At 44.5% G+C, this 25,403-nt stretch carries 23 protein-coding genes and 2 pseudogenes; 8 read left to right on the forward strand and 17 right to left on the reverse strand.

Features of this window, described 5'->3' with window-relative positions; genetic code table 11:
• On the reverse strand, positions 1-825 hold an 825-nt coding region (gene dnaG / locus STRDD13_RS08700; RefSeq protein ID WP_231852547.1), incomplete at its 3' end, for a DNA primase.
• A 157-nt stretch (positions 826-982) separates the two neighbouring features.
• Between dnaG and mscL the strand changes: the two genes are divergently transcribed.
• A complete protein-coding gene (gene mscL, locus STRDD13_RS02790) occupies positions 983-1,360 on the forward strand; it encodes a large conductance mechanosensitive channel protein MscL (protein WP_067101592.1) in 378 nt (125 codons plus the stop codon).
• Positions 1,361-1,560: 200 nt separating this feature from the next.
• On the opposite strand, the gene rpsU is transcribed toward mscL, so the two are convergent.
• The 6 genes from rpsU to STRDD13_RS02820 all read right to left on the reverse strand — a co-directional run bounded on the left by rpsU (position 1,561) and on the right by STRDD13_RS02820 (position 5,582).
• Positions 1,561-1,737, reverse strand: coding sequence for a 30S ribosomal protein S21 (gene rpsU / locus STRDD13_RS02795; protein ID WP_000048054.1), 177 nt, complete (start codon positions 1,735-1,737; stop codon positions 1,561-1,563).
• Between the two features lie 244 nt (positions 1,738-1,981).
• Positions 1,982-2,677 carry an LrgB family protein gene (locus STRDD13_RS02800; protein ID WP_067101595.1) on the reverse strand — a complete coding sequence of 232 codons (696 nt, stop codon included), beginning with the start codon at positions 2,675-2,677 and terminating at the stop codon, positions 1,982-1,984.
• On the reverse strand, positions 2,674-3,048 hold the full coding sequence (locus tag STRDD13_RS02805; RefSeq protein ID WP_067101597.1) for a CidA/LrgA family protein: 375 nt from the start codon (positions 3,046-3,048) through the stop codon (positions 2,674-2,676). Before STRDD13_RS02805 ends, STRDD13_RS02800 begins: the two co-directional genes overlap by 4 nt.
• Before the next feature lie 349 nt (positions 3,049-3,397).
• On the reverse strand, positions 3,398-3,688 hold the full coding sequence (locus STRDD13_RS02810; RefSeq protein ID WP_067103166.1) for a DUF2316 family protein: 291 nt from the start codon (positions 3,686-3,688) through the stop codon (positions 3,398-3,400).
• A 173-nt stretch (positions 3,689-3,861) separates the two neighbouring features.
• Positions 3,862-4,848, reverse strand: a complete 987-nt coding sequence (locus tag STRDD13_RS02815) for a Gfo/Idh/MocA family protein (protein ID WP_067103168.1) — start codon at positions 4,846-4,848, stop codon at positions 3,862-3,864.
• A gap of 128 nt (positions 4,849-4,976) precedes the next feature.
• The gene (locus STRDD13_RS02820) at positions 4,977-5,582 is read right to left on the reverse strand and encodes a TetR/AcrR family transcriptional regulator (protein WP_231852548.1); all 606 of its coding nucleotides are present in this window, start codon (positions 5,580-5,582) and stop codon (positions 4,977-4,979) included.
• Positions 5,583-5,765: 183 nt separating this feature from the next.
• Here STRDD13_RS02820 and STRDD13_RS02825 point away from each other — a divergent pair, with 183 nt between their 5' ends.
• The 4 genes from STRDD13_RS02825 (at position 5,766) to STRDD13_RS02840 (ending at position 11,535) form a co-directional block, all read left to right on the forward strand.
• Positions 5,766-6,467 carry an ABC transporter ATP-binding protein gene (locus tag STRDD13_RS02825; RefSeq protein ID WP_067101602.1) on the forward strand — a complete coding sequence of 234 codons (702 nt, stop codon included), beginning with the start codon at positions 5,766-5,768 and terminating at the stop codon, positions 6,465-6,467.
• 13 nt (positions 6,468-6,480) lie between these two features.
• Positions 6,481-10,041: an FtsX-like permease family protein gene (locus STRDD13_RS02830; RefSeq protein ID WP_067101605.1), complete on the forward strand. Its 3,561-nt coding sequence runs from the start codon at positions 6,481-6,483 to the stop codon at positions 10,039-10,041.
• Positions 10,042-10,448: 407 nt separating this feature from the next.
• Positions 10,449-10,898 (forward strand): DUF3290 domain-containing protein, encoded by a 450-nt coding sequence (locus STRDD13_RS02835; RefSeq protein WP_067101607.1) that lies wholly within the window; start codon positions 10,449-10,451, stop codon positions 10,896-10,898.
• A gap of 1 nt (position 10,899) precedes the next feature.
• Entirely contained in the window at positions 10,900-11,535 is a 636-nt protein-coding gene (locus STRDD13_RS02840; RefSeq protein ID WP_067101610.1) for a DUF421 domain-containing protein, read from the forward strand.
• Between the two features lie 194 nt (positions 11,536-11,729).
• Here STRDD13_RS02840 and STRDD13_RS02845 read toward each other — a convergent pair whose 3' ends face one another.
• From STRDD13_RS02845 to STRDD13_RS02870, 6 genes are all read right to left on the reverse strand, one after another.
• Entirely contained in the window at positions 11,730-14,996 is a 3,267-nt protein-coding gene (locus STRDD13_RS02845; protein WP_067101613.1) for a DEAD/DEAH box helicase family protein, read from the reverse strand.
• Positions 14,997-15,204: 208 nt separating this feature from the next.
• Positions 15,205-17,082, reverse strand: coding sequence for an Eco57I restriction-modification methylase domain-containing protein (locus tag STRDD13_RS02850; protein ID WP_067101615.1), 1,878 nt, complete (start codon positions 17,080-17,082; stop codon positions 15,205-15,207).
• A gap of 155 nt (positions 17,083-17,237) precedes the next feature.
• Positions 17,238-18,221, reverse strand: a complete 984-nt coding sequence (locus tag STRDD13_RS02855) for a helix-turn-helix domain-containing protein (RefSeq protein WP_067101617.1) — start codon at positions 18,219-18,221, stop codon at positions 17,238-17,240.
• Positions 18,222-18,233: 12 nt separating this feature from the next.
• Complete coding sequence (locus tag STRDD13_RS02860; protein ID WP_061419923.1) at positions 18,234-19,055, reverse strand: oxidoreductase; 822 nt, start codon at positions 19,053-19,055, stop codon at positions 18,234-18,236.
• 217 nt (positions 19,056-19,272) lie between these two features.
• Complete coding sequence (locus tag STRDD13_RS02865) at positions 19,273-19,635, reverse strand: DUF1304 domain-containing protein (protein ID WP_067101620.1); 363 nt, start codon at positions 19,633-19,635, stop codon at positions 19,273-19,275.
• Positions 19,636-19,644: 9 nt separating this feature from the next.
• Entirely contained in the window at positions 19,645-20,082 is a 438-nt protein-coding gene (locus STRDD13_RS02870; protein ID WP_067101623.1) for a MarR family winged helix-turn-helix transcriptional regulator, read from the reverse strand.
• 171 nt (positions 20,083-20,253) lie between these two features.
• Between STRDD13_RS02870 and STRDD13_RS02875 the strand changes: the two genes are divergently transcribed.
• Entirely contained in the window at positions 20,254-20,832 is a 579-nt protein-coding gene (locus STRDD13_RS02875; protein ID WP_067101625.1) for a sugar O-acetyltransferase, read from the forward strand.
• Between the two features lie 169 nt (positions 20,833-21,001).
• The gene (locus tag STRDD13_RS02880; RefSeq protein WP_067101627.1) at positions 21,002-22,147 is read left to right on the forward strand and encodes a low temperature requirement protein A; all 1,146 of its coding nucleotides are present in this window, start codon (positions 21,002-21,004) and stop codon (positions 22,145-22,147) included.
• 42 nt (positions 22,148-22,189) lie between these two features.
• Here the strand turns inward: STRDD13_RS02880 and STRDD13_RS02885 are convergent, their stop codons facing one another.
• Entirely contained in the window at positions 22,190-22,690 is a 501-nt protein-coding gene (locus tag STRDD13_RS02885) for a Dps family protein (RefSeq protein WP_067101630.1), read from the reverse strand.
• A 265-nt stretch (positions 22,691-22,955) separates the two neighbouring features.
• Entirely contained in the window at positions 22,956-23,507 is a 552-nt protein-coding gene (locus STRDD13_RS02890; RefSeq protein WP_067101633.1) for a GNAT family N-acetyltransferase, read from the reverse strand.
• Between the two features lie 959 nt (positions 23,508-24,466).
• On the opposite strand from STRDD13_RS02890, the pseudogene STRDD13_RS08205 reads away from it, so the two are divergent.
• Positions 24,467-24,712: pseudogene (locus tag STRDD13_RS08205) on the forward strand (tyrosine-type recombinase/integrase); the annotation flags it as partial.
• Between the two features lie 103 nt (positions 24,713-24,815).
• On the opposite strand, the gene STRDD13_RS02900 reads toward STRDD13_RS08205, so the two are convergent.
• Both STRDD13_RS02900 and STRDD13_RS02905 read right to left on the reverse strand, forming a co-directional pair.
• A complete protein-coding gene (locus STRDD13_RS02900; RefSeq protein ID WP_067101638.1) occupies positions 24,816-25,058 on the reverse strand; it encodes a type B 50S ribosomal protein L31 in 243 nt (80 codons plus the stop codon).
• Between the two features lie 105 nt (positions 25,059-25,163).
• A pseudogene (locus STRDD13_RS02905) lies at positions 25,164-25,403 on the reverse strand (NAD(P)H-dependent oxidoreductase); the annotation flags it as partial.

The raw sequence follows: 25,403 nt of genomic DNA on the forward strand, positions 1-25,403 counted from the left end.
AGCAATCATATCCATGTATCCTTCCATCAAATAAACTTCTCCTTGTTTTTTGATGGCAACTTTGGCCTTATCTAAGTGATACAGTTCGAAACTCTTATTAAAGATAGCGGTAGCTCGACTATTTTTATATTTCGCGAGTTGTTTGTTTTCTTCGTCGGCACTTGTCCATTTTCGTCCAGAAAAGGCCAAGCACCGCCCATATTCATCTGACAGGGGAAAGATAATGCGTCCCTGGAAGGCATCATAGATTTGATTGCTCCCACTCGTATTAAAAAGGCCACTAGCAAGCAAGTCCTGCTCTTCAAATCGTTGGGAAAGGGTCTGGTACAAATGCGCTTGTTGCTGCGGAGCTAAACCAACTCGAAACTCCGTCAAGACAGCGTCATCCAGTCCCCGATTATAAAGATACTGTCGCGCCTCTTTCCCTTGCTTTGTCGTCATCAAATAAGCATGGTAAAACTTTGCAGCCTCCTCATGAATGTCAAATAACACCTGATGAGGATGCGCTTGTTGAGAAGTCTGAGAACCAAGGAGGGACTGATCGACGTCAAGACCCGCTTTTTCTGCTAGATAGGCTAAACTAGTTGGAAAATCAACTCCCTGCATCTCTTGGACAAAGGTGAAGACATCGCCTGATCTCCCGCAGCCAAAACAGTGATAAAACTGCTTATCTTCTACGACATTAAATGACGGTGTCTTTTCGCCATGAAAGGGACAAAGTCCTAGATAGTTTCGACCATTTTTGGTAAGTGGTACGGATTCTCCAATGATATCTACAATATTTACAGCTTGTTTGATATCTGAGACCAAATCTTTTGACAGCATCTTTCCCTCCTTTCCAGCAGAGTCCTAGCACATTATAACGTTACTATTTTACTCCAATTCTGTCTAAAAGTAAAATTTGTAAGCATATCAGTTGTCAAAATAAAAAAATGTCTTATAATAGGAGAGTAGATTATTTAAGAAAGGACATATTTAGGATATGTTAAAAGATTTAAAAGCATTTTTGCTTCGTGGTAATGTGGTAGACATGGCAGTCGGTGTCATCATCGCTACTGCTTTTGGTGCAATTATTACTTCATTAGTAAATGATATCATCACACCATTGATTTTGAACCCACTTTTGAGTGCAGCTGGCGTTGATCGTATCGCTGAACTTGCTTGGCACGGTGTCGCTTATGGTAGCTTCTTGAGCGCTGTAATTAACTTCTTGATCATCGGTACTGTTCTCTTCTTCGTCATCAAAGCGATTGAAAAAGCTCAAAACCTTCGCAAAACTGAAGAAGTTGAAGAAGCACCTGCTGGTCCAACGCAAGAAGAATTACTTGTTGAAATTCGTGATTTGCTTGCTAAAAAGTAATCCATTTTTAATAGAAAACTCCACACATCAATTCTAGAATTGATGTGTTTTTCATTGTCTCCAAATACCTTTTCTTTTGCATACCCTGTTTTAAATCGATGAAGCCGTCGGTCTTTTATAATTAAAAGAAACGACAAAAAAACCAGTCAAATGACTGATTTTTTATGAATCATTTCAAATCGCAAATCTAATGGAATCGATTAGAATTTTTTGCGTTTACGAGCTGCTTCTGATTTACGTTTGCGTTTTACAGATGGTTTTTCATAGAATTCACGTTTACGTGTTTCTTGAAGAGTACCAGCCTTGGTCACCGCACGTTTGAAACGACGAAGAGCATCATCAAGTGATTCATTCTTGCGTACTACTGTTTTTGACATATTTTTCACTCCCCTCAATTTCAAAGTCTAGAATATTGTACTACAAAAGACTGATCCTGTCAATCATTTTATAACGATCGTATGTGGTCCGTTTTTTAGAAATCCCGATAGAGCTGAAAAGGAGAGGATAGACTGACAACAAAAAAGTATGTGGTCCGTTTTTTCTCTACTTTAAAAATTCGGATGCGCCTTCCAAAGGGCTAATGGACCTTCTTTTATGCCTCTTATCAGCATGACAGGTAGACTAAGATAAAATGATGCTAGCCACTATAGGACTAATGATCACATAGAGAATCCCTGTGACTCCGATGGCAAGTCCAGCCATGGCCCCTGCCACAGGACCGTACCGGAAGGCAGACCCCGTACCAACTGCATGACCTGTCCCCCCAAGAGCAAGTCCGACGGCCACAGGATCTTCGATCTTCAGCCATTTTAAGAGTGGCGGCCCAATGACACTAGTCAAGATTCCAGTTGCTACGACGACAACGAGAGTAATAGTAGTCAGTCCTTGCAATTTTTCCGTAATCCCTACGGCCATGGCGGTCGTAACAGACTTTGGAAACAGAGAGATGGCAAGGAAAATATTCATCCCAAAGGCCTTTGCGACCAGAGCTGTGAAGATGGTGTTGGCCACCACTGCAAGCAAACTACCTAATAAAATACTCCTTACATGGTGCTTCATCAGATGAAAACTCTTGTATAAAGGGATGCCTAGCGCTACGGTTGATGGGACAATTAAGTTATTCAAGTAAACGCCACCCTGATAATAGGCTTGGTAGGAAATCCCCGTCACCTTTAAAAATAGGATAACGAAAATAGCCGACAAAAGCAAAGGTGTGGTCAATGGATGAGGAAAACGTCTGTAAATCAGCATTCCTAGCAAATAAGCGAAAATCGATAGGGCAATCCCAAAAAGAGGATTAGAGACAAACTCACTCATTTGATTCCTCCTTTTTCATAATCCCCTTCATAGCGTCGCTTGATCCACTGAACCACTAAGGCAATGAGGATGATATTGAGCGCTGCTGCAAAAAAGACAATCAAGACAATCGGAAACAGATAAGGAGCAATCACGTCAAATTTGTCCATGATTCCCACCGCTGGTGGTAAAAAGAGAATGGTCATATTGGCGAGTAAGAAATTGCCAACCAGGTTGACCTGCCTCATCCGCAACCACTTGAGCTCAAGAGCCATAAATAGAATGACGAGGCCAATGATACTACCTGGCACAGGTAAATGAAGAGCCATTGACACTCCCTCTCCAATCAGGGAGATTGTAAAAAGAATCATTAGTTGAACGTATAATTTCATCCTAAACTCCAGGAAATAAACTTCTTGCGTACCAGTTTACTCCTTTTTCAGAAAATTTCAAGGACTTTTACGAACCTTATCTGCAAAAAGGCGCGTCACCCTTTATAATCTTTCACTGGTAGAGCCCCTTATCCCTTGGTCCATCTTTGGTCAATCGCGAAATCCTGCCAGAATAGAACCCTTGCCATTTAAAAATAAAAAACTAGCTACTTCTTGTAGCTAGTTAAAATCATACGATCTGTCCCAATCGGCGTCCCTTTTCCCTTGAGTTTTCCTTATCCACTATGAAGGTCCAAAGGGAAGGCCAGTTTTCAAGAGTTGGTCTCCTCCATGCATCGGACTGTTTTTCTTACAGTTTCTGCCGCCAAGGTCGGTCATAATGAAACCACTGGTTGGCACTATGCTGGGCCAATTTGCTATAAGGATAGACCTCCAGGCCCCGCTGGATGAGCTGATCTTCTAAATAATCCCGTAACATCCATACGTGGGCTGGATTGGGGCGCGACATCGCAAGGACATCCGCCAACTCTGACTGGGAAATCCCCATCTCACGAGCTACACGCGCGTGTTTAAACCCGAGTCGACGGAAATTCTCCTCTAGCTCTGCCTTGGTGGCTAGGGTTTCTTCCCTGGTTAACATTTCTACTATTCCTCCTTCTATGGGAATCTCAAGCATCAAGCTCTCCCTAGAACATCCAAAAGATATCCCCCTCTCACCAACCACGCGCAGGTCCTCAAAACCGAGTCGACGGACATTCTCCTCTAGCTCTGCCTTGGTGGCTAAGGTCTCTTCCCTGCTGAACATCCGTCTATTTACGCCTCTTCCTCAGGGTATCTTAAGCCCCAATCCTTCCGTAGTTGGGTCATGAGGTCCATCACATCCCGACTATAGTCTAGATAGAGGTGGTCCGCTTCTCCAGAAATAGCTGCTTCCATATCCAATACTTCATATTGAAGCGCTTTTGCTTTCTCTCCAACTTCTATGACCTCTTGTGAGCCATCCTCAGTATAGGTAATGACAGCTTTTTGGCCACGTGGATAATCATAGATTTCGATATAGCCCTTGTCATAAGCTAGAGTTCCTCGTTTGGGTTGCTTGGCATGGAGACTGAGGGTAATCGTTGCCATCTCTCCTTCTTCATTTGTCAGAAGAATCCCTACCTGCTCGTCTACCCCCGTCGGAGCAAGCTTCACCTGGGAAACTAGTCCGGTTGGCTGAGCGCTCATAAACCAGCGAACAAACGAAAGCGCGTAGACTCCAATATCTAACAAAGCACCGCCCGCTAATTCACGACTAAAAAAACGATTGCTCATGTCATAGTCTTTGTAAGAACCAAAGTTCATTTGGATGACCTTGAGTGGCCCTAGCTTCCCACTGGATGTTACTTCCTGAAGCTTGCGATAAAGGGGCATATGATAGATCGTCATGGCCTCAGCTAGTTTGACCTGGTGCTCCTGCGCCAACTGAATGGCTTCCTGTAATTCGTCGCTGTTCAAGGTGATGGACTTTTCACAAAGGACATGCTTGCCGGCAGCCAAGGCCTTTCTTAGGTAGGGAATATGTGTGTTGTGAGGGGTTGAAATATAAATGATATCGACCTCTGGGTCTTCAAAGACCTGATCCATGTCTGAATAAACTTTCTCAATGCCATATTTTTCTGCAAAGGCGACTCCTTTTTCGTAGGTCCGATTCGCAACGGAATAAAGACTGCCTCCTAAGGCTTCAAGGGCTTGCGCCAATTCATTGGCAATGACACCTGTTCCTAGACTAGCCCATTTATAGCGGATATGTTTTTGCATCGTATCTCCTTTATGATCCTTGTTTCTTGTTTTCCAATTGACCTTCTCATCCAAAAAGAAGTTCCCACACTCATGATACAACATAAGTGGCTTTCCTGCCACAAATAATTGTCGTTCATTGGGAGTCCTTAAATCTCCTTCTCCTTAAACCACTCCATCCCTGGTGAATCGAGAATAATTTTGGTCAGCTGTTGTGGACTTTCCTGAGCTTCATTAATGATCCAATCCACAATCAGACCAGTTAAGCCAGAAATATACATCGTAACCGCATAACGCTCTGGTAGCTGATAAGCTCTAGAAATCAAATAGCGCGAACCTGGTGTTGATTCAAGCATACTCATCAGAAAAGAACGGATGTTGTCCGAAAAGCAAAAGCTCGGATTCTTGGCAATTTCTAAAAAGAAACTCTTGCTTTCATAAAAGTAGCTTAATACTTCTTCAAGGGCCTTCTTGGGATTGTGGCACTCCTGTCTAAAGATGTCTCGAATCGTATCTAGGGTTTCTTCCTTTAGTTGCTCTAAAAAATCTTGCTTATCTAGATAGTGGAGATAAAAAGTCGATCGATTGACTCCAGCTTTTTTTGTTAATTGACTGATTGAAATCTCTTCAAAACTCTTGGTTGCTAAGAGTTGGATAAAAGCTTCCTTAATAGCCGACTTGGTTGTGGTTTGTCTTTGTTGCATGGCTACCCCTTGTTTCAACAGATTGTTGTCTTTATTATATACGTAATCCATAGGATGTCAAGCCAAACTGAGCCTATCTCAATGTTTCTTTTTAAACTATCGAAAAACAATCTATTATTTCAACACTTTGTATATTTTTGTTGTAGCTTATTCTGAAAAATTGCCCTATAATAAGCACCATAGTATTTCAACACGTTGTTGATTTAAACTCAAACAACACTAAAAGGAGAAAAAATGGCCTATATTGAAATGAAACATAGTTATAAACGCTACAAGACAGGGGATGTCGAGATTATCGCCAATAATGACATCAACTTTGAAATTGAAAAAGGGGAGCTGGTCATCATCCTAGGTGCATCTGGTGCAGGAAAATCAACCGTCCTAAATATCCTAGGAGGGATGGATACCAACGATGAGGGACAAATCATCATCGATGGGAAAGATATTTCCAACTACGATGCCAAACAGTTAACGACTTACCGTCGCGAGGATGTTGGTTTTGTCTTCCAATTTTATAACTTGGTGTCCAATCTAACAGCCAAGGAAAATGTCGAATTGGCTTCTGAAATCGTAGCGGATGCGAAGGATGCAGAGCAAACCCTTATCGATGTCGGTCTTGGCAAGCGCATCAACAATTTCCCAGCCCAGCTCTCTGGTGGTGAGCAACAACGGGTAGCTATTGCTCGTGCTGTAGCTAAAAACCCAAAGATTTTGCTCTGTGACGAGCCGACAGGAGCCTTAGACTACAAGACAGGCAAGCAAGTCTTGAAAATCCTTCAGGACAAGGCTCGCCATGAAGGCGCAACGGTGATTATCGTAACCCACAATGGCGCCCTCGCTCCTATCGCTGACCGGGTCATCCGGATGCACGATGCGCGGGTCCAAAGTATCGATCTCAATCCGAATCCTCAAGATATTGATACACTAGAATATTAGAAGGGAAGCTATCGTGAACAAAAAAACCTATTGGAAGGATGTCCGTAAATCCTTCTCTAGCTCCAAAGGGCGTGTGGTGTCTATTGCATCTCTCATGGCCTTGGGTTCTTTCGCTCTGATCGGACTCAAAGTGACTCCACCAGATATCCGACAAACAGGGACGGACTTCTTCAGTCAACACCATACCGCTGACCTAGCAGTCATTAGCGACTACGGACTGGACTCATCCGATCAGAACCTTCTAAATCACTTGAACTCGAAGGCTGATGTCGAGTACGGATACTTCAAAGATGTGGTCGTAAAGGATTCTTCCACTGCTTTTCGGATTTTTTCAAAGCCCAAAGAACTATCTACCTATGAACTTGTAGATGGGAAACTACCTAGTAAACGAGGCGAGATTGCTCTTTCCTCAAGCTACCAAAGCGATTACAAAATCGGAGATACTATCCACTTCACGGAGAAAGAAAACCGCAATGGAAAATTGGTCTTAAAAGACCACACATTTACCATCACCGGATTTGTCTATTCCTCCGAGATTCTCTCTAGCATCAATCTTGGAAAATCAACTGCTGGTAGTGGGGAACTGGATAGTTATGCTGTAGTCAGCGAAGATACCTTTGACTCTGACGTCTACATGATCGCTCGTATCGCTTATAAGAGTCTGCAAAACACCGATCCTTATCAACAAGCCTATACGGATTCCGTATACGCATACAAGGAAGACGTAAAAAAACTGATTGAAGATCAACCTAGCAAACGACTAGAAGAACTGAAATCCAGCGCTAAGGAAGCAATCCAACAAGGTGAAAGTAAGATTCAAGAAGCCGATCGAAAGCTAACACAAGGTGCCACGGAGCTCGCACAAGGGAAAGAAGCCATCGGAACTGCTGAGCAACAACTGACAAACGGACGAAACCAAATCGCGACCGGACAAGCTCAACTCGATCAGGCACAAGTGCAACTAGCAGAAGGCCAAACCCAGTTAGCAGATAGCCAAGCTCGCTTAGCACAAGCCCAGGCACAACTGGCAAGCGCCAAGGAGACGATCGCTCGTAAAGAGCAAGAATTAGCCGCAGTTCATGAGCAACTGACGGCCGCCAAAGGTCAGATAGATGCTGGGCAAGCACAATTCAGTGTGGCACAGGCGGACCTTACGACCAAGGAAAAGCAGCTTCAAGCTGGCAAGGTATCGCTAGACCAGGCTAATGAAAAATTGACAGAGGCCAAAGCTCAGTTAGATGCAACGGCTAGCCTCCTTTCGCAAAAAGAAAGTCAATTAGCGCAAGCACGCGCCAGCCTCGATCGCATCCTCGACCCTGCTAGTCGTCAAGTACAAGAGACTATCCTCAACAAAGAAGAGGAAGCTTTAGCACAAGCCAAAAAAGAGTATAGCGCGAAAGAAGCTACCTACCAAGCAGGACTAGCAGACTACTCTGCTAAATACGCTCAATCCCAAGAGGCTCAGAAACAGTTGGAGGCTGGAAAAACTCAACTTGGCCAGCAAGAAGCGATCCTCCAATCCAAAACGGCCCAATATCAAGCAGGCGTCAGTCAATACCAAGAGGCGCATACAACCCTTCAAGATGCGAAACAAGCACTCGCACAAAAAGAAGGAGAATACCGTTCTGGCCTGTCCCAATACCAGTCAGGACAAGCAGCTTATGAACAAAAAATGGCCGAATTCCAAGCAGGACAAGCGACACTTGCGCAATCCAAACAAAGCTTAGCTGAAAAAGAAGCACAACTGGCACAAGCCAAGAAAACACTGGCACAAAAGCAAGCAGAGTATGACCAAGCCAAAGCGAAGGCCGACCCTGAATTAAAACAAAAACGGCAAGAACTCAAAGAGGCGCAAGAAAAAGTTGATCAACTCTCGACTCCCACTTATCAAGTTTTCACCCGACGGGAAGTCCCAGGATCAGAAGGATATATCTCCTATGAAAATAATGCCTCTATCATTGAGAATGTCGGAAATATCTTCCCCATTGTCCTCTACTTCATCGCTGCCCTCGTTACCTTCGTGACCATGGGACGCTTTGTCGAAGAAGAACGGATCAAAGCAGGAACCTTCAAAGCCTTAGGCTACCAAAACAAGGATATCATCCGAAAATTCGTCCTTTATGGCTTAGTGACCAGTATGGTCGGAACGGCAATCGGCATTTTAGCTGGCCACACTTTACTTCCTACCATCATCTACAATAGCTATAAGAGCAAGCTTCACGTCGCACCCCTTCAACTTCACTTCTATCCAATCAAGACACTCCTAGCAATCTTGCTCGGATTACTCTCAGCGGTATTGCCTGCTTACCTCGTCGCAACACGTGAACTTGGTGAAAAGCCAACTCAACTGCTCCTTCCTAAACCACCTACGTCTGGCTCCAAAATTCTCTTGGAGCGGATCAGACCCCTCTGGAGTCGGATGAGTTTTACCCAAAAAGTTACCGCACGAAACATCTTCCGCTACAAACAACGGATGTTTATGACCATCTTTGGTGTCTGTGGCTCCATCTCCCTACTCTTTGCGGGTCTAGGTGTTCGGAGTTCCATTGCCGATCTCAACAATCGTCAATTTACTGATATCATCCGCTACGATATGATCGTAGCCAACGATACCACCCAAAACAGCAAGGAAGAAGCAGAGTTGCAGAATCTACTCGAAGCACCTGCTGTCAAAAGTCATATGGACATCCATTATGAAACCTTATACAAGGTCGCTGGCAACAATAAAGACAATCAATCCATCACAACACTGGTCATCAAGGACCAAGATCAAACAGCATTCCAAGAATATATCCAATTAAAAAATCGGGAATCTAACCAGCATCTAAATCTTTCAAACAAGGGCATCATCCTCTCTGAAAAGATGGCAGATCTGGCAGGTGTGAAAGTGGGAGATTCTCTCACTGTTCAAAACAGCGAAGGGAAAGATATCCGCCTCAAAGTCGCGGGCATCACAGAAATGTACATGGGACACTTTATCTTTATGAATGAGACGACCTATGAACAAGCCTTTGGAAAAGTGGCGACAGACAATGCTAACCTCATTCGCCTAAAGGATCCTTCCACCAAGAATGTCCGAAAACTAGCGACCGAGTTTATGAATCTTGAAGGCGTACAAGGCGTCGTACAAAATACAACCTTGAAAACACAAGTGGAAACGATTGTCAATTCCCTCAACCATGTGATGACCGTCTTGATTGCCGTCTCCATTCTCTTAGCCACTGTAGTCCTCTTTAACTTGACCAACATCAACGTCGCAGAGCGCATCCGCGAGTTGTCCACCATCAAAGTTCTTGGTTTCTACAATAAAGAAGTCACCTTCTACATCTATCGCGAAACCATCTACCTTTCTATCGTAGGGATTTTAGTTGGCTTTGGTCTAGGATTGGGACTCCACCAATACATGGTAGCCATCATCCCACCAGATACGGTGATGTTCAACCCAGCTGTCGGCTGGCTGATCTACATTATTCCAACACTGGTCGTGCTTGTCATCCTAACAGGTCTTGGAATCTTCGTCAACCGTCACCTCAAGAAAGTCGATATGCTGGAAGCCTTAAAATCAGTAGAGTAACCCAAGATACAAAGGGCGTAACGGATAAAGTCAAAATAGGGAATGCGACGAAGAAGCAACAAGATTCTAGGAGTATTCATCTTTTTGACACAAGCCGTAGCCCGTGTTCGATTACTCAAGATACAAAGGGTGTTGCGGATAAAGGTAAAATAGGGAAGACGACGAAGAAGCTACGAGATTCTAGGAGTATCCCTCTTTTTGACACAAGCCCTAGCCCGTGTTCGATTACTCAAGATACAAAGGGTGCAACGGATAATGGCAAGCTCTCAAAAACGCTCAAGGAATGACCTTGGGCGTTTTCTTGTAACTAGACTCAAAATATGGAGACACTCCTTACGAGAAACCATCCCCCTACCGCTTCTTTTCATTTTACGATATAATAAAGTATCTCATCCGCGGAGGAAATTATGCAGTTTTATGATATCACCTATATCACCCAGCATCAGTCGGAAGCTGCTGTGATTCGCTCTATTTTTATCGTGCTTCTCTTGGTCGCCTTAACAGCTTCAAGCGTCTACTATCTACGAAACCGGCTGCGCTCCCGCTGGCGGGACATCAGCATCGGCGTGGTTCTCCTGACCCTGATCCTCCTCGGTATCCAGTGGCAGGACTATTTACAGACACGACAAGATTTTTCCCAATCGCAAAGTCTGGTCAGCCTCATTGAAAGTGTCGCAACGGATAACGATGTCCCCTCTAGCGAAGTCTATGTCAATGCCACCTCCTTGTACACAGGAATTATCGTGCGCTTTGATGAAAAAAACTATCGCGTGAATCTCAATAGCGACAACAATAGCTATAGCCTAGAGCGCACCCACGTCATCGATCATACCGTGACCATTTCGAAAGGAGACTAACATGGACAATTACCTCATCATCGCCCTCAAGTTTAGCATCGGGATGCTGGTTATGATTTTGCAGATCAATATCCTGGGAAAGTACGAATTTTCCACCAATAGTCCCCTCAACCAGATCCAAAACTATGTCCTAGGGGGGATCATCGGAGGGGTCATCTATAATAGCAGTATTTCCCTCCTAACCTTCTTGATCGTCCTTCTCATCTGGTCCCTTATCGTCGTCATCGTCAAGCTCCTAGTCAACAGTAATCACTTGGCCCAAAGATTGGTCGTTGGTAATCCCAATATCCTTATCAAAAATGGACAGATCGATGTCGCCAAATGTACCCAACTCGGACTCTCTGCTGATCAACTCATGGTTCAGCTCAGGGCAGAAGGCATCACCTCTATCGACCAAGTCAAATCGGTGATCATGGAGCCGACTGGACGCCTGACCATTCTAGACAAACGGGCAGAAAACTTGAAATTTCCCATTATCAGCAATGGCAGGGCCAATATGGATGTCCTAGAACTCATCCAAAAAGATGAAGACTGGTTACTGGAAGAAGTCCAAAAAGCCGGTCATCCAGACATTTCCGCTATCTACCTAGCAGAGTATGTCAACCACAAGCTTAACTTCTTCCCTTATCCACGATAAAAAACTTCAAGCCAACAGCCGAATTGGAGGTTAACATCTTAAAACGGACCTTTTCCCTAAAGCTGGAAAAGGTCCGTTTGTTCTATTTTCATGGCCATCCCCTAAAACTAGGAGCGGGTAGTGTAGGGTAGGAAATTGGTTTTCTATCTTTGTTTCGAACAATGCTAATGTGCTTGAAAAGAGTGTCGAAAGTGTTAGGTGAAATACCGGTCCACCAGCTCCTGAACCTTGCCTTCCTTGGCAGCTGGGATGGTGTCTTCTTGGACAAAGTTTTTGCGACTGATGTCATGAGAAAGGTTGCCAAAGATAAAGTTAACAGCGATGTGGTAGATAATCTCCGTTGGGGCAAAGCCGTAAACCTGCTCTTCCAAGATGTGCTTGAGGCGGTCATCAGGATTTGGAAAGGCAGCTTGCAGGCCAGCACTGTTATAAAGACGTTTGACCAGCTCTGCGATATAGAGCCCTGACTTCATGTAGAGGTCGATGAAGGTCTTAGATGGATCGTCAAAAATCCCAGGATTTTCCTGTTCAAGGTCGTCGACCATGCGTTTCACCACTCGCTTGGGCGTGAAAATCTGGTTGGTCTTCTGAGGCGGGATATAATCAAAGATGTCTTCCTTTTGGTCAGCAAAATAATCAGCCAACTCTTCTTTCTTGCGGAGAAATTCCTGAATGGCCTCATCAAAGGTTGCTCGGTCAAACAGGTGTCCTGCAAAGTCCTGACCACCGTCTCGCAAATAGCGGAACTGGTCTGTAGTGATGCCCGTCACTTGGTAGAAGACAGCATCCGGCACATAGCGGTCAAAGTTATCCAGCGTCAGGTCTTTATCTCCATAAGCCATGATGAAGCTTGGAATGGTCCGTGCAAAGCCACGCAAGTGGTCACGGATCTCATCCTGAGCCGACTGCTTGAGTTGCTCGACCCGCTTGACCTCGACTTGCTCGATAAACTTCTCTGGCAGCTGCTCCACTTCTTTTTTAAGGTTTTCTTGGAGTTTTTCCTTGTGACGGAGGGCGTTTTCCTCTAGACGTTGCTGGAGCTCCTCTTGGAGCTTCTCTTTCAGCGTCTGGTCATTTGCTTCCTTGATCTCTTGCGCTAGCTCCTCCTTGATATGAGCTTCCGCAATTTTGCGTTCGATGTCATTCTGGCGAACTTCTTTTTCAAAAGTTGCCGTGATTTGCTTCTTGATCTGGTCGGTTTCTCGTGTCTTGAGGGCGTACTCTGCCTTGAGCTCTTCGACTATCACAGCCGATACTTCCTTGCTGAGGTTAGTGACCAGTTGTTTGCTGGACTTGTCCTCGTCTCTGGTCAACACCTCTGTAACCGACTCGCCCAGTCCATAGACTTTTTCACCAAAGAGACGGGTCTGCTGGTTGATAATGATCTGCTGATCCACCACTGCATTGCCTTCCTCATCGACCGTGACATCAGTGAAGTCGAGAAGGTCCGTCGCACTTTGAGCCTTGCCTTCTTTCTCGACAGGGAGTTCATTGAGGATATCAAGGACTGTCTGCGTCGCTTGGAAAATACCGCCGATATTGTCAAAGAGGAGATTGGACATAAAGCCACGTTTCAAGACTTCTCTGGCCTTGATCTGACGTGGGATGGTCAGGACGGCCTTGGCATCGATTTCCACCATCTTACCCGCTCGGTCTTCAGCAATGACAGGGAAGAAATTAAGAAGTTCTCGGATATTTTCTTCCCGACTGGCCGTTGTTCCGCCACCACCAACAGTCGCAAGGGAGAGGTTATTCGCAAACTCATCAAAGAGCATGAGGGTCCTCTCTGGGGCAAAGTCAAAGACATAGGCCCGCTCCTTGCGGAAGTGTTGCCCCCTGCCATCCGTCCAGCTATAAGGATTTTGTGCCCGAAAGGCCGCCTGCATATAAAGGGCTGGGGATTTGAGGTTGGAGAGCATCAAGACACCCGTCCACTCAGGGATGGTCACCCCTGTCGTCAGCTGACCGACAGACAGGGTAATGGTCTTATCATTTTCTGAAATAGCCTTGCGGACCATGTCCAGAGACTTGAGACCAGACTTCTCATCCTCCTCAGACATACGGCCGTCCCCAGCCGCAAGGACGATGGCATAATTTTCATAGATGGGATGCTCTTCCAGCAAGCTTTTCAAAGCTTTGGCAGAGGCCACTCGCTCTAAGAGCCAAAAGGTATGCTTGAGCTCATTACGCAGATCTTTGGTGGAGAAAGGGTACTTTTCATTGCTGGAAAGGGTATCTAGCCACTTTCTCACGTCCGCTTCGTGGACAAACTTGCCCTTGTCATCCGTCGCAAAAAACTCACTAAGGTCAAAGGCGAAGTCTATATTTTCCCCATCCAGTTGTGCGCCTGCTTCTAACTCCTCACCTATCATCTGCGACATTTGGTAGGTAAAAAGATTGAGCTGAGGCAGGGCTTCATAGGGATTTTCCTGCTCCGCCTCAGGGGACCAATGCAACTTGGCCGCCTGCTCGTCCGCATAGGACCAGTTGTAAATCTGCTCCGCGGTGAAGTCTCCCTTGGCCAAAGCCTTAAAAGGTGTTCCAGACAAATGCAGGGTGAAATTTCGCTGGATTTTGTTAAAAGCCAAATCTGTCTTAAAAGTATCCACGCCCTCGTGGGCTTCATCAATGACCAATAGGTCCCAGCGGAGATCAGTCACCCACTTGAGTTTGTTGTACTCTCCACCCAGATAGGCCGAACCCTTGAGGTCTTGCAGGCTGATAAAGGCAATCTGCCGCAACTCATCCGCATGGTCTAAATCCTGTAAAACCAGATCCACAAACTCCTGATGGCTGAGGGTGGGGCGACTCTTGAGGCTATCCGTCTCAGAGACAAACTTATAGGTCGTTTTTCCAGCGATAAAGCGGTCAAAGTCATCGTACCAAGAGTTGGCAATGGCAGGTCTGTTGGTGACGATGAGAACATTGACGGCATCTATCCGACGAGCCAAGTCATAGGTAGACAAGGTTTTTCCAAAGCGGGGCTTGGCATTCCAGAGGAATTTCCCCCCTGGATGCTGCTGGATGTAGGCAGCCGTTTGAGACACAGCTTCTTCCTGCTCTTGACGCAGGGTGTAGTCTAGCCCTTTACCAGGCTGGTAACCTGAGGTATCATGACGGACAAACTGGTCAAAGAGAGCCCGAGACTTCTCTGGTGTGCCATTAAAGTAAAACCACTCGGTCTTGGGACGGCGCTCCACATCGTGAAAAGACAGGAAATGATGGAAATCATGGTCCTTGAAGGTCTGGCCCTTCTGGGGCTCTTCAGTATAGGCGGCCTCCCCCGTCCAGAGGATGTCCGTCGCAATATGGGCCGTATGGGTCTGCTCCTTGATCCGCTGCGCTACTTCTCGCTCAGTATAGCCAATCTTGATCCAGCCGTCATTGGTCGTGACAGTCGGTGTGGTGTAGGCGTAGATTTTAGGGTTGATTTGTTTTTGGGTTTTGATTTCAACCGTCATAGGTCGTTTCCTTTTTCATCAATCAAATGCGTGCACTTCCCTTCGCTAGTGGGGTCTTTCGTCCCCACCACACACGGAAAGTGCCTTTTTGGCTGGCAAGGCCAGCTCTTTGAGACACAAAAATGGCCAGGGCATCCTATGCTTCCTGACCTAATCCTATAACTATTATTTTAGATTATTTGGAGCTATAGGTCAAGTAAATATCGTGCTAATCCATTTTCTGTATATTTGTTTTACAGAAAGCAATATGATTAGGGCGGAAGTTAAATAATTTAAACAACTGTTCATCTATTTCTGGAATTGACAAACTCCAATCAATTATATCGTATTGTGAAAAATCAAACCATGGAACATTTTGCCAAGTATCCTTGTTGTTATCCTGAGTTATCTTAAGTGTTCCTAACATCAAACGAGAAAAAGTAACTTTGATATATTTTAGGCAATTCTCTGCCTCTTCTCTCGTATCAAATGCACCAAAAGAAATAAAAGATTGTGTATAACCCACGAGTGGGGTACCCACGAGTGGGGTCGATAGGACTTCGCCAATCGACCCGCTTCCGTTGGACTTAGGTAAAATAACTTTATATTTATCTAAATTTTGATGATCTTCCAAATATTTTTTGTTGATGTATTTATATTGTCGTTTATTTTTTATTAAACCCAATATTTTTACATCTTCATCTGATTGTCGTTCATCCGTAAATAGGGATAGTTGTTCAAAAATGGAAGTTGTTAGCCGTTTTTCCTTCCCTCCACTTCCTATTATTGAACGCAACTCAGGGTAATCTGCATAAACTACATCTAAATTGAAACGATTTTGTAAGTGAATAATTGAGGTAATTGGTTGGAAGAGTTCATTATTAATCACTAATTGTAATATTTCGTTAAGCTCTGGAAAAGGTGTATATGTTTTTATTGCTCCAAAAATCTTTTCACTATCATGATAAGAAATAGCAACACCACCTTTTATATCCGTACCAGGAAATACATTGCCAGATTTCTGTTCATAATAAATTACTTTCAAATGCTCATCCGCTAACATTTTTTCATTCCATGCCTTTGGAGTTTTTCCAGCTTTGAACAAAAAACGTGCTGGGGTAATCAAAACGGATTTATCAGCAAGTTTATAGGACTCATCCATAAACAGATTGTAAATCGGTTTATCACTCGTACCTTGCAATTCCTCCTGATACGGCGGATTTCCAATCACAACATCAAACTTCATTTCACATTCCTCGTTAGATAGGCGCTCAAAACCTATCATCTTTTTCTTTTTCCAGTCTTTGATTTGGGTTGGGGTTTCTGCGACTTCTTGGTCTTTCGTCTCTTCTTCAAACAAGCTCAGTTGCTGCGACTTGGCTTGGTTGGCGGAGTGGGGGCTGGTTTTCTTTAGGCCATCCATCTGAAAGACATTGTAGGAGATGATGGTCGCAATCTCCTTTTTCTGCTCTAGGCTAGGTTTGTGGCCACACTTGGCTTCATAGTAGTCTTCAAAGGTGGCTAGGAGATTTTCACGCGCCAAAAGGAGCGAGTCCCCTTGGTACTCATAGCCATAAGAGGCCTGATAGGCCTTTTTCACTAGCTCATAAAAGCGGACTTCATCCGCTATTTCCCGGCTGATGCGCTGCAACTTTCGGTCTACAAAGCCGACACGCTCAGACAAGGCGATTTCTTCTCCTGTCACCGTATCATAGCGGGTCACCATGTAGGGCGCCTCCCCACAGGTTATCTCCAACCAGCGTAGGTTCACATAGTCCTCTAGGCTGAGGGAAGCCAGTTCTGCCTCTACATAACCATTTTGCTGCTCGACCAGCCAAGTGGGCGTAAAGACCTCCGCCCGAACCTTGGTTCGGTCCTTTTGCTCGTGCTGGGATTTTTCAGACCGAGGCTGGATCAGGTCGGCATAGGGACCTGTGATCTTACTCGTCGTGATGCGGTCATAGGGCGCAAAGCCCTTGCCCAGTAGCTCATAGGAGTGCGTCGCCCAAACGATGTTCTTTTTTGTCGTGCGGTCTTTTAAGAGAATCTGGAGCAAACCAGCGGACTCTCTAGCTAGCTGTTCCTCGCTAATATCGATGGTCGTCATACGCGCCCCTTTCTAGATGATTACCCTTTATTATACCATAATACAAGGCTAGTTGAGAGCGCAAACAAAAAGAAGCAAGCAGATTTTTACAGAAGTTCCCAGCACTAAAAACACACCAAACTTTCTGTCTGATGTGTTCTCACTTCTACTTGTTCTTAAAGTTTTTGCTTTGCCTGATTTTCCCGATAGGCCGTGATGGTCTGCCCGGTCCATTTTTTAAAGGCACGGGAAAAGGAGGAAACTTCGGCATAGCCTAGCAGGTAGGCGACTTCGTCAGTGCTGATTTCTGGCTGTTTGAAATAGCTAAAGGCTAGGAGTTTTTGGACATTGTGCAGTTCTTGGTTAAACTTGGTGCCTTCTGCAGTCAGGTTGCGCTGGAGGGTCCGGCTACTGATGCCCAGAGAGGCCGCAATGTCCTCAATGCCAAAGGCGCCACTCGGAATCATTTGGTAGAGTTTCTGCTGGACGACACCGGTGAAACTCTCACTGGTCATGGCCTCTGCCAAGCGCTCCTTGAGCTGGGGTTCCAGGTAGTCCAGCATGACATTATTGGCGGTGAGAAAGGGTTTCTCCAGGTCTGCTTTGCGAAAGACGATTTCATTGCCCTCCATCTGCTCCACATGGCAGGCAAAGGTGTCTACACTAACCGCTTCATAGCTAAAGGGCGTCCCCACATGGACGGGTGCAATGGCTTCGCCTGTGCCTGTCCGTATCAGATCCAGCAGGAGCAACTGCTCATTGAGGACCGCAAAGCGGGGCAGGTCCAGGCCGGCATAGTCATAGCGGTAGTTGACGCGCACCAAATCGTCGAAGGTTTCGATTGAGACCACGATAGGTCCTGTGATTTTCTTGTATTTGGCGAAATGCTCAATGGCCGCTAGGCCATTTTTTGAGGACAGAGCCGCAAAGAATGGGGGCATGAACATCTGGATGTCCTTGATGCGACTCATGGCAAGGATTTGCTCGTCGCTGGCCACCTTGTCAAAGGCTGTAAGGAGATGGAAATAATCCAGAGTGGACAGGGTCATCTCTTCTTTCCAGCTGGTATCCGGCAACTGGGCCAGGTCGAGGATAGACTGAAAGTCCAAGCCAAGGGCCTTAAGATTTTCTAGATATTGTTGGCTGAGATTGAGACGCATGGCTTCTCCTTTTTAGGATGCCCGTTTCATAAGGGCGTCAAACCAACGGTCTGGCAGGATGGCGTGTAGGAAGACCAAGGGTTTTGCGCCCATACCGACCAAGTAACGGGTCTTAGGACGACGGCTGTTGACCGCTTTTGAGATGGCATTTGAGATGACCTTTGGATCTGACATCATGTTGCCAGAGTATTGGCTGCGCATGCCTTCTGCTGCCTTGGTTGCGGCAGCTTCATAGGCACCACCTTTAGCTGACTCAGCCAATTTGTCGGCTGCGATAAAGCCCCAGTCCGTCTTGATACCGCCTGGCTCTACCAAGACCACGTCGATACCAAAGTCTGACACTTCCATCCGCAGGCCATCTGAGAAAGCTTCAAGGGCGTATTTGGTCGCATGGTACCAAGCCCCAAAGTAAGAGGTCAAACGACCGCCCATAGAGCCGATGTTGATGATGCGACCTGACGCTTGTTTTCGCATGTAAGGAAGGACTAACTTCGTAAGGCTGGCTAGCCCAAAGATATTGACTTCAAACTGCATCTTGGCTTCTTCGATGGTCACATCTTCGACCGCACCGTATGAGCCGTAGCCGGCGTTATTGACCAAGACATCGATGCGTCCTTCTTTCGCGATGATAGTTTCTAAAGCTTCTTTGATAGAAGTTTCATCCGTGATATCAAGACGGACAGGAGTCACGCCAAAGGCTTTGAGCGGTTCCATGGCATCCACACGACGGGCAGCTCCATAGACGCTGTGCCCTTCTTTAGCCAATTGTTCCGCTGTTTGGTAGCCGATTCCTGATGAAGCACCAGTAATCAAGATCACTTTTTTGTTTGACATGTTTGTTTTCCTCTTTTGTTTCATTTGATTGATGAGACTATTATACGATACCAATCCTGACAAGTAAATGATAATGCCTGACAGGTCGTTGACAATTTGCGACAAAGGTTTTTCCTTATGGATAGGCCGATTAAGGATAGAAAAAAGCCCAGTCACCTGAGCCTTCCTCATTTTCCTTCATTTTTAAACGTGGCTGACTTGTTTGTCTAGACGCTTTTTATTTCAACAACAAAATAGAAATCAAGGCCAAAATCGCTGGGCCACCTTGTTTGAGGATGATTTTCTTGTCAGCCGTCAGTGAACCGTAAGCGGCTGCTCCGATGACAAAGAGGACAAAGATGGTCACGATTTCTAGATTACCTGAGATGAAAATCCCATAAAGGAGGAAAAGGGCAATCAAAAGATTGTAAATTCCTTGATTCTTAAAGAGGGAGGTGACGGATTTTCTAGCCAACTCTTCCTTGTCCATGTTAAAGACACGGCTGGTTGCCTCTGACTGGGTCGCGATGCTTTCTAGGTAAAAGATATAGATATGTTCTACAGCGACAAGACTAGCTAAGATAAGGGTGATAAGTGACATATGTGTTTCCTACTTTCTATTTTCAGGGCTGACTTCTTCCAAGCCAGTAACTAATTTTTCCAATAACCGAGACAGCTCCTTGCTTTCGCTCGCTGTCAAAATACTTTCCATCTGCTCCTTTGTGGAGAGATGATGGAGAGGCGGATGGGTAAGCAACTGCTCACGCGCAAAGTCTGTCAAGGCGACAATCGACTCTCTTTGGTTCAGTGGGTTACGTTGTCTAGTCACATAGCCCTCTTCCTCCAAAATCTTAAAATGGCGAGCCAAAGCGGCTTGGTCAATCCCCAAGATTTCCTTGAGGGCAATTTGACTTGATTCTCCCTGCGACAAGAGATACTGCAACATCTGGTAACGGGTCAAGCTGATTCCTAAACGTTTTTCAAATAATCGAGTACTCGCCTGGTCCGCCAGATGAAGCTGGTAGAGGAGATCATTGATTGAGATCATCTTTATCTCCTTCCTATAATTGATAAATCAACAGTTGATAAGTCAATTATACCTTCATCTTGTAAAAAAGCAAGGATTTTGCTCAGAAAAAGAATAGAACAAGAAGCTGCCCTTGAGACACTAGGGTTTCTTTTGATATAATAGAAAGAAAACGAAACGCCTGGAGGCTTTATGACATCTGAATACCAAAAAATGATCGCCGGTCACTACTACTCGCCCGGTGACCCTGAACTCAGACAGCTTGTCCAAGAATCTCGTCGCCAACAATACGCTTTTAACCAAGAGCAGGATGCGAAAAAACGGACAGCCATCATCCAATCTTGGTTTGGAAGCACCGGCCAACACCTCCACATGGAAACGGGCTTTTGCACGGACTATGGCATCAATATCCACGTCGGCGAGTCCTTCTATGCCAATTGGAATCTGACCATGCTGGATGTCTGTCCCATCACGATTGGGAACAATGCGATGATTGGACCCAACTGTCAGTTTTTGACGCCCCTTCATCCTTTGGATCCTGAGGAGCGCAATTCCGGCATCGAGTACGGAGCCCCTATCACGATTGGGGATAATTTCTGGGCTGGTGGAGGAGTGACGGTTCTACCAGGTGTCACCTTGGGAGACAATGTCGTAGCAGGAGCTGGAGCGGTCATCACCAAATCATTTGGAGACAATGTCGTGCTAGCTGGAAATCCTGCCCGTGTCATCAAGACCATTCCAGTGAAAGAAAAAAGCCATAAAAAAATTTGATCCCTAGGATAAGATGGAGAAGGTTTGAGGAGTGTTCATTTTTTTCATCCTTGGACGATTCTCGAGTCCGAATTAGATTTCTCTCCTTTAGGAGCAAAAGCCTAGCTTTTCTTGTCCTCTTCTTTTTGATATAATGACAAATTGACAATCATACGTTGAAAGGACTATTATGACATCCCTCATCAAGCACAAACGGGTCGAGTTTACAGAACTCTTCTTTGACCTGGTCTTTGTTTACGCTATTTCCAAAACCACCTCGCTCATCCACCATCTGCACCACGGGATGCTGGAGTGGAACGCTTTTTCGGCCTTTCTCTTTAGCCTGATTGTCCTGGTCAATATCTGGATGGTTCAGACCGTCTTTACCAACCGCTATGGGAAGAACTCTCTCTTTAATATGCTGGTCACCTTTATCTGTATGGGTTTGCTCCTTTTTGTCTCGAATATGATGGTCAGTGACTGGTACCCTTACTTCCATCCCTTTAGCAGAGCCATTGCCCTTCTATCGGTGACCCAGTTTGTCCAGTACCTGGTCGAGTACAAAAAGTCCTCTAGCAGTCCAGAGGATAAACAACTGATTCGTTCTTTTTTGGTGGCAACGGGTGTTCGAACAGTCTTTACAGGCTTGGCCGGCTTTCTCCCCCTCAACCTGGGTCTTCCTTTTTATATCATTGGAATTCTTCTGACCTGGGTTTCTCCTCTCTTTGTCCGAGGGCGATTAGAAACCGTTCCGATAAACTTTCCGCATTTGATAGAACGCATTTCGCTCCTAGTTATCATCACCTTTGGGGAGATGATTATGGGGATTGCGGCCTACTTTACACCAGAGACTTTCAGTGTAAATTCCATCCTTTATCTGGCCATTGTCTGCTTGCTTTTCCTCTATTACTTCACCGAGTTTGACCATGCTATCGATGAGAGCAATCAAGCCAATGAGACCTTCCTCATCTATAGCCATTATCCCGTTTTTATGGGCTTGATCATGATTACCGTTGGTCTGACCTTTGTGAGTCAGGCAGAAGCCAATCACCTATTTAGCACCCTTTTCCTTTACGCTGGCCTGGCCCTGTTCATCTTTGCCATCCATGCCAACAGTCGTCACAATAAGGCGCATCTAATATTCCCACTTTCTTATATCGTGCTAGATGTGGTCCTATTTGCCCTCATGCTTGGAGTCAGTTTGGTCTTTCGAGAAAATGCCACGGCCGTACTCAGTGTGACCGCCCTTTTCCTCCTCGGGCTCTTTATCCACTTTATCCTCTTTTACATCCAGCGGGAAAATCAAGAGGATGGCTTTGGTTGGGAGCTATACTAAAAAAAATACTCTTAAACGATTCGTTTAAGAGTATTTTACTGTTTATTGCAAACCAGGTGCTTGACCAAGCTCTGCTGCAAGCATCCAAATAGCCTTTTCAAGCTCTGCTTTTGCTCCAACAAAGATATCATTGGTCACATCATCGCCTTCTTCATCTGTCACATCAAGGGCCTTTTGGAAAAGTCCAGTCAAGTAACGGAAGATTTCTAAAACGCGTTCCAAACTAGATGGTACATCTGAGAATTGCCCTTTCTTTTCTTCAATTTCACTATGTTGGAGGAACTCCGTCAGGCTAGAATAAGGTGCCCCCCCAAGGGTGATCAACCGTTCGCTGATTTCATCCAAGTAGCCATCTAACGAATCCATGTACTCATCCATTTTTGGATGCCAAGTCAAGAATCCTGCCCCCCGCATATACCAATGAACTTGATGAATGGCCACGTGGGCTACGTAAAGGTCTGCCACTACTTGATTGAGGATTTCCTTTGTCTTTGGAAGGACAAGGCTTGTATTTAATGTGGTTACTGCTGCTGTATGGTTCATAGTCGATTCTCCTTATGAATGCAAAATAAAAGTTCTAGTTAATATTTTCTTATTTAGAATGATTATAATTAACATCCTATGGTTTTATTATAGCCATTCGAAACAGCAAAGTCAACTCATTTTACTTAAATGAGAAAAGTTGCACGATTGTCAGAAAATAGCAAATGGTTTAGAAGATTAGAGTCTTTTCCTTGCTATTTTGATCAAAAAAAGATCACCCTCATCAGATGATCCAGCATGACCCAGCTTCCGTTTTCAACTATGTCTAGTCTTCTATCCTATGAATGATATCAAAGTCAAAGGGACTTTCTGACTGAAGCTTATCAAAAATATCTCGATAGGCAGCCTCATCAAAAGCCGGCCCTCGAAAGAGGATTTCAAAGGATAAGTTATCATACTCTAAGTAAGACTGACTGCTCTTAAAACCATTCTTTCGGTAAAAATCCATGCGAGATTTTCGTTGCTCCAGATTATCACAGGGTTCATCTAGTCGCTCTACTTCGAGCACCATCGTTTTTCCTTGATAAAAATCTACTAGCTTATCAATGATCAGGCTCCCATAGCCCCGACTCCGGAGCCGTGGCATAATTGCAAAGAAGCTCACATAAAAACAAGCCTCATTGTAGAGAGCAAAGGCAAATCCGATAAAGTCCTCTTCTTCATAAAAGGCAAAAAAATGAGCATTATCGGGTCTGGCATAGTCTAAAAGCTCTTCCAAGGGGACGCGTTCCTCCTCGGGGAAAGCCTCTATATTTAAAGCATTGACCTTGTCCAAATCTGGAAAATCTGGACTGATGAGTTGACTGTGTATCGCCATAAGGCCTCCTTGTATTCATGCGCATCAAAGCGCCTATCCTGCTCTCATTATAACACAGAAGGGACTCTGATTCAGCAAGGCACGATTCCAATCTCACATCAGAAAATCAGGTAAGCGGCAGATACAAAAACAAAAAAAGCCCTTTTCGATTTCTCGAAAAAGGCTTATTCTCAACGTTTTTAAGCAAATAATGCGGTTGATTATTTGAGACCGTATTTTCAAGTACTTTATTCGTTTTATGAAAATACTGATTAAATCAGTATTTTATTAGAAAGTTATCCCAAAAATAGTGATAGAAACAACGTTATTTGCAACGCCTTCGGTACCAAAAAGGTATCAAAAAATCTGTTTCGGAGCTTATAAAATAATGCAATTTGACTCAATCTTTTGAGTTTTTTATTGCTGTTTTGTAGTAGTGTGAAAGAAACACCGTATTTCGTGAATAAACTTTGAAATAAAGCACTAAAAAACTCTCGAGATCAACTCAAGAGTGAATCATAGAGAGGACCAATTTTAGTAAGGGTTCTTTACAGCCCGAAGCTGAAGGTAGCACCGCACCCGTACCAGAAACTAGTACCTTTGAACGCTCTGTTACCAGTCGCCCTACGTTATCCTCTCTTTAATGTATTATAACACATTGTAAATTATTTTTACACTATTTATTTTGTTTTCGTATGTTTTACTTCTTAGATATATAAAATCTCTTGAATTCCTTCAAGAGATTAAGTTATAATGGGCGAATTTCATCGCACTTCCGATTTTTTAGGAGAAGAATCTCCAAGGACAGCATCGAAGCCTGTTACGAAAGATTCGCAACCTGATTTTCCAATTATACAATGATAGTTTAACAAATTTTTTAAAATATTACAAATCATTTTTTCTTTTGCTACTTCTCCATTTTTGAATTCAGACATAATTAGATCTTTTAAGATTTGTATTTCATCACGAAGTGCATATAGTATATTAACGCCATTCTTAAACGTGTTATTAAAAAGCATAACCTAAAGAACATTACTCCTCATGGATTTAGACATACTCATGCCACACTAATGATCGAAACCGGAGTCGACCCTGTCAATACAGCCAAGAGATTAGGTCATGCAAGTAGTCAAATGACTCTTGATACTTATAGCCATACAACTCCTTATGGAGAGAAGAAAGCGATTGAAAAATTTGTAAATTATATAGATAACGGAAAAGATTAATTTTCTAACTCGGTACCAAAAACGGTACCAAAAACAAAAAAGCCCTTTTCGATTTCTCGAAAAAGGCTTATTCTCAACGTTTTTAAGCAAATAATGCGGTTGATTATTTGAGACCGTATTTTTTGTTGAAGCGGTCCACACGTCCATCTGCTTGGGTGAACTTTTGACGTCCAGTATAGAATGGGTGGGAATCAGATGAAATTTCCACACGGATCAATGGATAAGTCTCTCCTTCAAATTCAACAGTTTCGTTTGATTTCTTAGTAGAACCACTAAGGAATTGGTAACCTGTTGAAGTATCCATGAAGACAACTGGGCGGTATTCTGGGTGAATATCTTTACGCATTTTTAAAATTTCCTTTCTGCCATGGACTCTTTGCGAGCCATAGATTAGTTACCAGATTATAATACCAAAAAAAGCCTGCTGAAGCAAGCTTTTTCTATTATTTTTTTAGGATTCAGATGCTCCGGAGTCTGCATCCGTCTCAGTAGCAGCTGGTGCACCGTGTCCTCCGTCGCTATCCGATGCGCCAGAATCTGCATCAGTCGCTACATGCGCGTGAGCTGCCGCTGCTGGAATAGCCCCTCCTGCTGGCACAAGAGCTTGTTTGGTTGTCTTCAAGTACCAATCCAACCATGGCTGGAAGTTAAAGACGATTTCATTGATTCCTGCATAAGACCCGTCAGGATA

The sequence above is a fragment of the Streptococcus sp. DD13 genome (assembly GCF_001578875.1).
Classification (GTDB): domain Bacteria; phylum Bacillota; class Bacilli; order Lactobacillales; family Streptococcaceae; genus Streptococcus.

Bases quoted from the DNA above. Each gene is read 5' to 3' on its own strand.
- mscL (WP_067101592.1), top strand. From the start codon at position 983: ATGTTAAAAGATTTAAAAGCATTTTTGCTTCGTGGTAATGTGGTAGAC.
- rpsU (WP_000048054.1), bottom strand. From the start codon at position 1,737: ATGTCAAAAACAGTAGTACGCAAGAATGAATCACTTGATGATGCTCTT.
- STRDD13_RS02800 (WP_067101595.1), bottom strand. From the start codon at position 2,677: ATGAGTGAGTTTGTCTCTAATCCTCTTTTTGGGATTGCCCTATCGATT.
- STRDD13_RS02805 (WP_067101597.1), bottom strand. From the start codon at position 3,048: ATGAAATTATACGTTCAACTAATGATTCTTTTTACAATCTCCCTGATT.
- STRDD13_RS02810 (WP_067103166.1), bottom strand. From the start codon at position 3,688: ATGTTAACCAGGGAAGAAACCCTAGCCACCAAGGCAGAGCTAGAGGAG.
- STRDD13_RS02815 (WP_067103168.1), bottom strand. From the start codon at position 4,848: ATGCAAAAACATATCCGCTATAAATGGGCTAGTCTAGGAACAGGTGTC.
- STRDD13_RS02820 (WP_231852548.1), bottom strand. From the start codon at position 5,582: ATGGATTACGTATATAATAAAGACAACAATCTGTTGAAACAAGGGGTA.
- STRDD13_RS02825 (WP_067101602.1), top strand. From the start codon at position 5,766: ATGGCCTATATTGAAATGAAACATAGTTATAAACGCTACAAGACAGGG.
- STRDD13_RS02835 (WP_067101607.1), top strand. From the start codon at position 10,449: ATGCAGTTTTATGATATCACCTATATCACCCAGCATCAGTCGGAAGCT.
- STRDD13_RS02840 (WP_067101610.1), top strand. From the start codon at position 10,900: ATGGACAATTACCTCATCATCGCCCTCAAGTTTAGCATCGGGATGCTG.
- STRDD13_RS02845 (WP_067101613.1), bottom strand. From the start codon at position 14,996: ATGACGGTTGAAATCAAAACCCAAAAACAAATCAACCCTAAAATCTAC.
- STRDD13_RS02850 (WP_067101615.1), bottom strand. From the start codon at position 17,082: ATGACGACCATCGATATTAGCGAGGAACAGCTAGCTAGAGAGTCCGCT.
- STRDD13_RS02855 (WP_067101617.1), bottom strand. From the start codon at position 18,221: ATGCGTCTCAATCTCAGCCAACAATATCTAGAAAATCTTAAGGCCCTT.
- STRDD13_RS02860 (WP_061419923.1), bottom strand. From the start codon at position 19,055: ATGTCAAACAAAAAAGTGATCTTGATTACTGGTGCTTCATCAGGAATC.
- STRDD13_RS02865 (WP_067101620.1), bottom strand. From the start codon at position 19,635: ATGTCACTTATCACCCTTATCTTAGCTAGTCTTGTCGCTGTAGAACAT.
- STRDD13_RS02870 (WP_067101623.1), bottom strand. From the start codon at position 20,082: ATGATCTCAATCAATGATCTCCTCTACCAGCTTCATCTGGCGGACCAG.
- STRDD13_RS02875 (WP_067101625.1), top strand. From the start codon at position 20,254: ATGACATCTGAATACCAAAAAATGATCGCCGGTCACTACTACTCGCCC.
- STRDD13_RS02880 (WP_067101627.1), top strand. From the start codon at position 21,002: ATGACATCCCTCATCAAGCACAAACGGGTCGAGTTTACAGAACTCTTC.
- STRDD13_RS02885 (WP_067101630.1), bottom strand. From the start codon at position 22,690: ATGAACCATACAGCAGCAGTAACCACATTAAATACAAGCCTTGTCCTT.
- STRDD13_RS02890 (WP_067101633.1), bottom strand. From the start codon at position 23,507: ATGGCGATACACAGTCAACTCATCAGTCCAGATTTTCCAGATTTGGAC.
- STRDD13_RS02900 (WP_067101638.1), bottom strand. From the start codon at position 25,058: ATGCGTAAAGATATTCACCCAGAATACCGCCCAGTTGTCTTCATGGAT.